This window comes from Bacillus sp. B2-WWTP-C-10-Post-4 (assembly GCF_009183805.1).
GTDB lineage: Bacteria > Bacillota > Bacilli > Bacillales > Bacillaceae_G > Bacillus_A > Bacillus_A cereus.
On the sequence record NZ_WEII01000166.1, the window covers coordinates 1 to 6,008 of the forward strand.

Here is a 6,008-nt window from a genome sequence, read left to right on the forward strand (position 1 = left end):
CTTTCCCACTTCCCTACGCTGGCATTAACCAGATCAGGTACTAAGAGTCTCAAAATCACATTTGATCTCAGCCTATAAAAGGCCCCCCTAGTGGATAAATATTTTGTTTTTATAATGTATTCATCATAGCATACTTCGTGAAACTGTCAAAAAAATTAGTTATATAATTCCCTTAAAACCCCTCTTCTTTTCTAACTTTTAATGATGTTTCAATAATCATATCTAATAGTTTGCTATAACTAATTCCCGCTGCTTCTGCACTTTTTGGCAATAAACTTGATTGTGTCATCCCTGGTAATGTATTAATTTCCATTACATATGGAACTCCGTCCTTCACCATCATATCAACTCTTGCATAAACACTACATTTTAATGCTTTATAACAAGCGAGTGACGCTTTATTTACACGTTCATTAATTTCTGCTGGAAGTTCAATAACTTCCTCAACTGTACTAGTATCATCATATTTTGCATTGTAGTCAAAGAACTCGGCTGCATGTCGAATTGAAACTATAGGTAACTGTTTTCCATCCAGAATGGAACATGTAATTTCATCACCTTTTATATACTTCTCAATTACTACTTCAGAATCCCATTCGAATACAGTTTCTAGCATTGAGATCAATTCATTTTTATTGTAAACGATTTTCACCCCGACACTCGATCCGCCAGAGTTTGGTTTTACCACTAATGGAAATCCTAACTTATCTAACTCATCAAGATTTAGATCCTCCATTTTTGTAAGTTCAATCCAATCTGGTGTTTCTACACCTTCATAACGTAAAATCTTTTTCGAAATATTTTTATCCATACATATACTGCTAGATAACATATTACTTCCACTATAAGGAATCCCTAAACTCTCCAGTGTTCCTTGAACTGTCCCATCTTCTCCGTATTTTCCGTGTAATGCGAGCAATGCAAAGTCAATGTCTTTCGCTTTTTCAATTAAATCCATTTTTTCATTTAATGTAATTGGAACAATTTCATATTTATTTTTATCTAAATGAGCAATCATTTCATTCCCCGTCATAATTGAAACTTGTTTTTCAGACGATACCCCGCCCATAATAACACCGATTTTCATTTTCTCAACTCCAAATTTCATTTTTTAATGTATCACCAATTATTTTAATTCCCCGAACTATTTCTTCTTCTTTCAAGCGCGAAAACCCTAATCGGAAAGTGTTTGCTCCTTCTCCATCAGAGTAAAAAACATCTCCAGGTGAAAACGTAACGCCTTTCTCATAACACTTTTGTAAAAGTGTGCGGGCATTCATATGCTCTTCTAGCTCTATAAATAAATGAAGTCCACCATCTCCAGTCATTCTTTTAAAAGGAATGTACTGGTTACATGCCCCGACAGCTAACTCATATTTTTTCTTATAAACAGATCTTGCCTTTTTTAAATATTTTTCAAAATATCCCTCATGTAAATATTGAAACAGAACAGCTTGATCTAGCGTAGATGTGTGAATCGTTCTTGCTCTTTTTACGCTTTCTAAATAATGAATCAGCTCTTTATCTGCAATAATCCAGCCTACACGTAAACCAGGGAAAAGCACCTTTGAAAAGCTACTAATATAAATCACATTATTGCCAGCTCCCGCAAAAGTTAATAATGGAGCTAAATGTGAACCTGAATAACGTAATTCTTCATTAAATCCGTCCTCTATAATAGGAACGTTGTATTTTGAGAATAACCTCATCAATTCCGTTCTTTTCTCTGAACTCGTAACAATACCGGTTGGATTATGATAAGAAGGAATTAAATAAGCAAAATCAAAATCTTTTTCACGCAAACTTTTTTCAACTTCATTCGTATCAATACCATCCTCATGCATATCAATCCCATGAACTTCAAGTCCATGTAAACGGAAAAGCTTAAGTGCAGCATGGTGAGTTGGATTCTCACAAATGACACGACCGGATTTTTTTGATAAAGAAGAGAGTACAATATCCAATCCTTCTGTAAATCCATTTGTAATTAGAATATCTTTATTCGAAATGTCTACACCTTTCATTTCCATGTAATGAAGTAAATAATTCATTAACGGTCTATATCCCTTTGCATATCCGTAGTTCAATACGATGTCCCCTTCAATGGACATACGAGTAAGAAAAGCTCTTTTGAAATTTTCAACATCAAATAGCTTCTCATCCGGGGCTATACTATTAAAAACAATCATTCCCTTTTCCCAACGAACACCATGTTTCATTAAATCTAATTCGTCCGCTAATGCGGTCACTGTATTAAGTTTATTTTTCCAATCTATTTCAACAGACGAAGTGTTAGATATATCCACCTTCGCAACAAAGTTCCCTTTTCCTTTAACTGCATAAATGAGTCCTTCTTGCTCTAAATCTGCATAAGCAGCGAGTACAGTGTTTCTACTCACACTTAGTAATTCACTTAGTTCCCTTGTTGATGGGATTTTTTGATCCCCGAGCAAATGCCCTTTCATAATCATCTTTTTCAAATAGTCTTTTAATTGAATATAAACGGGACGATCTTTAACAACTTTAAAATCCTTAAACAATTCCTTACCCCCTGCAATCATTTTTGCATATTTATTTCATTCTCAAAAGGTCCACGACATATGTATTTTTTATAAAGGGCGGTACGGTCTTACAAATCTTTTCGATATAAGTTAATTACATCTTTTAAAGCTGCAGCTGCAGCGCCTCGTGGATTAGAAGCCCCGCCAATTGTAGTAACTTGTCCCATCGTATCTGTAAAGAACGTAATTCCTTTTTCGTTCCCATTTACTTTTGCTAACGGATGATCTTTTTCTATTTCGCACGGTTCAACATTTAAATTCACATCGCCACCTTCATCCTTATATATTGATGCTATTAATTTAATAATTTTATGTTGTTTCTTAGCATTTTGTATTTGCTGTTTTGTAACGTGCTCGATTCCTTTTATATGTATATCAGTAAGTGTTTTCTCTGTTTCCATTAAGCTGTTAGTCAAAAGTAACAATTTACACGCACTATCTGAACCACTTATATCTAATATAGGGTTTGTCTCAGCAATCCCTTTATTTTGTGCTTCTTTCAGCGCTTCTTCAAATGTCATATCTTCCTCATACATTTTCGTAAGAATATAATTAGTTGTTCCATTTAATATTCCTTCTATTTTTTCAATACTGCAACCGGCTAAACTAAATTGTCCAATATCTAGTGTCGGTAGTGCAGCGGCTGTTGCACCGCTATATCGAATTCGTACATTTGCGCCTCTTGCTGCTTCATTTATTTCTCTCCAGTTTGTAACGAGCGCACCTTTAGAAATTGCTACTATATCCATCTGTTTCTCAATCGCTTGTTTCATATATTGTTTCCCTGGATTTCCATCTTTAAGATTTGTAACCGTTGATTCTACCAATACAGTACCACTTATGCTAGTTATTGCACGTTCCTTCGGATGATACTCTAAATATTTTTCAATTGCAGCGGTACCGCCACCATACATCAATAAATGATGAAGAGATAAGCCTTCTTCATTATGTATTGCAATATTTCTCCCTAATACGCCACTTACAACTAATTGAATCCCATATGTTTCATATATATATGAATATTTTTCATTTAATAATTTTATAAACTCTCTGCCTACTGTTCCGTATCCTGATAATACAACTTGAATTTTCATAATATCCCCCCATATTTTTCTACCAAATCCCTCTTTCAATATAATATAAAGCGCTCTCGAATTCCATCGAGAGCGCTTTATTATTACCTATTTCGGTAAACGTGATAGCTTTTCAGCAATTGTTCTATAAAACTCTTGAATGCTAGAAAAACCTAACGAGTCTGAAACACTTAACCCTACCATGTCGAGATGGTCCCAATTCGCTTTCGTTTCGATATGATTCCATTTTCCAACCTGTAATGACTCATTATTATTTACAGCAACATTAGAAGATGGTGCAATCATGGAATTTGTATTTACTACACCATCATTTTGCCACCAAGAAGTATCAACTAACGGACGGTTTTCTTCATATCTCGCATAAGAACCTAAGAAAAACGCATTCCCCATCAACACTTTATTCATCGTTATATGAGGTAAATGTAAACCTGTTATAGGTGCTGCTTGTGATGCATGTCCACTATAGGATAAGTAATACACATCCGGTTGTGTCTTTACCCAATTATTTAACTCCTTTGCACCATCTGTACTTAAATCCCATTGACTTATATCTTTTGTATTTTTCCAAAGTGAACTATTTAGAATACGATTACTATATTGGAAAAAGGACTCTCCAGCATTCTTCTTTATACCCCATTGATCCAATTTGAAATCATATAACGATAAATTATTGTTTCCTCCGAAGCTTGCAGTTGTAATGAGTAAATCTTTAACGAACGGTAGCAGAAGACTCCCATCCGCAAGTGTTGTACCGTTGTGAGGGGTTGCTAATGTTGTAACACTATGAACATATGATTTTCCGCCTTCAAATAGTGGTGATATTTTGGTGTTTGGGTGATTTTTCACATAATTCTTTTCTTCAAAACTACCTTCTTTTAATAGCTGTACTAATGTTCTAGTCGTTTGTCCACCCATGCTATGTCCAACTAAATGAACTTTATTTGTTTCAGTCCAATTCGGTGCAAAACCACTATAAGTTCTGCCAAAACGATTATGTCCATGTTTCTCAGCATGTACGGCACCATAGTCTACTGTCCCACCGTTAATTTGTGCATACAATTCACATGCACGATCCCAGTTACTAGAAACAGGTCCAACAGCAGCGGTATGTACCGTATAACCATTTCGTTTCAAATCTTCCTGTATATCATGAACACCACCCCAATATTTTACGCCCAGCATTTCTTCCCTACCCCATCCAGCAAATCCATTCACCAATATGATAGGATAATTATTTTGTTGCCTTTCTTCAGCGTATGATATTTTTGCTGCGAATGAACATACGGTCACTAATGCGAAAAAACATATTTTTAAAAATAACTTCCCCATACTTTCTCCCCCTAATAAAACGTTTACATTTTTCTTTTCGAAAAATTAACAGAATAATTTAACAACTTAAACATAATGTAAAGTATTTTATATACGTTGTATATATAGAAAACATATACAAATGTTGATAAATATTAATTCAAGTAAACATTTACTTTTTACAATATAACTTGTAAATCTATTTATTTAGATTTATAATTAGATATAGTTTCCTCATGTTAAAAAGATTTAAAAACCATAAGAAAACTAATCTCATTGCTTCAAAAAGGAGGAAAAAACATGCAAATCGGATCAAATATTCATACATTATCTCAACCTACTAAAATAACTCCATCTACTCTTGAGCATAATACTATCTCTTCTACTAAACTTGAAAGTAAGAAAGTAAATGATCCTATCAAGTTTGATATTCGTTCATCTGAAAAAGAAATGAAACAGCCTGAGCATAAATTTAATGAATTAGATTTATGGAAGATGTTAAAGGATAAAGGTGTTCCTTTATGGATCATACTTGAAATGCTACAAAAGGCTCGTAAAGAAAAAGAATCCCAAAATAATTCAGTTCAAAATTCAAATGGGATTGAGGAAACAAACGAGACTCGATTAAATGAAGTAATGTAAAGCATAATAATTGATTTGTCTATAAACTAAAAAGAGTTCGAAGCTGATGAAATTTTTATCAACTCCGAACTCTTTTTTAAGGTTTTTCGCCAATCGTTACAAATTGAAAAGATACTTCTCCTTCCAAACCTTTAATTAACTTTTTTACTTTGACATTTTCATTAACCATTGTATTATCTGTCGACATTTTAGGTCTTTCATCACCTAGAGATTTCTTTAATTGAAGAAGGTGCATTTTCGTTTCATTTGCTTTTATTTCCTTATATACGCTATTTTTTGCTACAATCACATACGATTGCGTTGGATATTTACGAGTGTTTCCTATCCAAGTGTCACTATCGTATGTAACAGGAATCTCATTTCCTTCTATTTTAATACTTTTCATAGTCTTTTCGTCTTCATT

Annotated in this window: 6 protein-coding genes and 1 riboswitch; of the genes, 1 reads left to right on the top strand and 5 read right to left on the bottom strand. The window is 33.8% G+C overall.

Annotated elements, in window-relative coordinates; genetic code table 11:
- Positions 1-99, bottom strand: a riboswitch (TPP riboswitch). This riboswitch is flagged as partial in the annotation.
- A 73-nt stretch (positions 100-172) separates the two neighbouring features.
- The 4 genes from GBN78_RS27850 to GBN78_RS27865 form a co-directional block, all read right to left on the bottom strand.
- A complete protein-coding gene (locus GBN78_RS27850) occupies positions 173-1,087 on the bottom strand; it encodes a D-alanine--D-alanine ligase (protein ID WP_030025707.1) in 915 nt (304 codons plus the stop codon).
- A gap of 4 nt (positions 1,088-1,091) precedes the next feature.
- Positions 1,092-2,540 (bottom strand): MocR-like pyridoxine biosynthesis transcription factor PdxR, encoded by a 1,449-nt coding sequence (gene pdxR / locus GBN78_RS27855; protein ID WP_030025706.1) that lies wholly within the window; start codon positions 2,538-2,540, stop codon positions 1,092-1,094.
- Positions 2,541-2,629: 89 nt separating this feature from the next.
- Positions 2,630-3,655, bottom strand: coding sequence for a homoserine dehydrogenase (locus GBN78_RS27860; protein ID WP_152127938.1), 1,026 nt, complete (start codon positions 3,653-3,655; stop codon positions 2,630-2,632).
- Positions 3,656-3,742: 87 nt separating this feature from the next.
- Entirely contained in the window at positions 3,743-4,984 is a 1,242-nt protein-coding gene (locus GBN78_RS27865) for an esterase/lipase family protein (protein WP_152127939.1), read from the bottom strand.
- 279 nt (positions 4,985-5,263) lie between these two features.
- Here GBN78_RS27865 and GBN78_RS27870 point away from each other — a divergent pair, with 279 nt between their 5' ends.
- Entirely contained in the window at positions 5,264-5,605 is a 342-nt protein-coding gene (locus GBN78_RS27870; RefSeq protein WP_152127940.1) for a DUF3914 domain-containing protein, read from the top strand.
- A 76-nt stretch (positions 5,606-5,681) separates the two neighbouring features.
- Here GBN78_RS27870 and GBN78_RS27875 read toward each other — a convergent pair.
- On the bottom strand, positions 5,682-6,008 hold a 327-nt coding region (locus tag GBN78_RS27875; RefSeq protein ID WP_264298956.1), incomplete at its 5' end, for a lipoprotein BA_5634 family protein.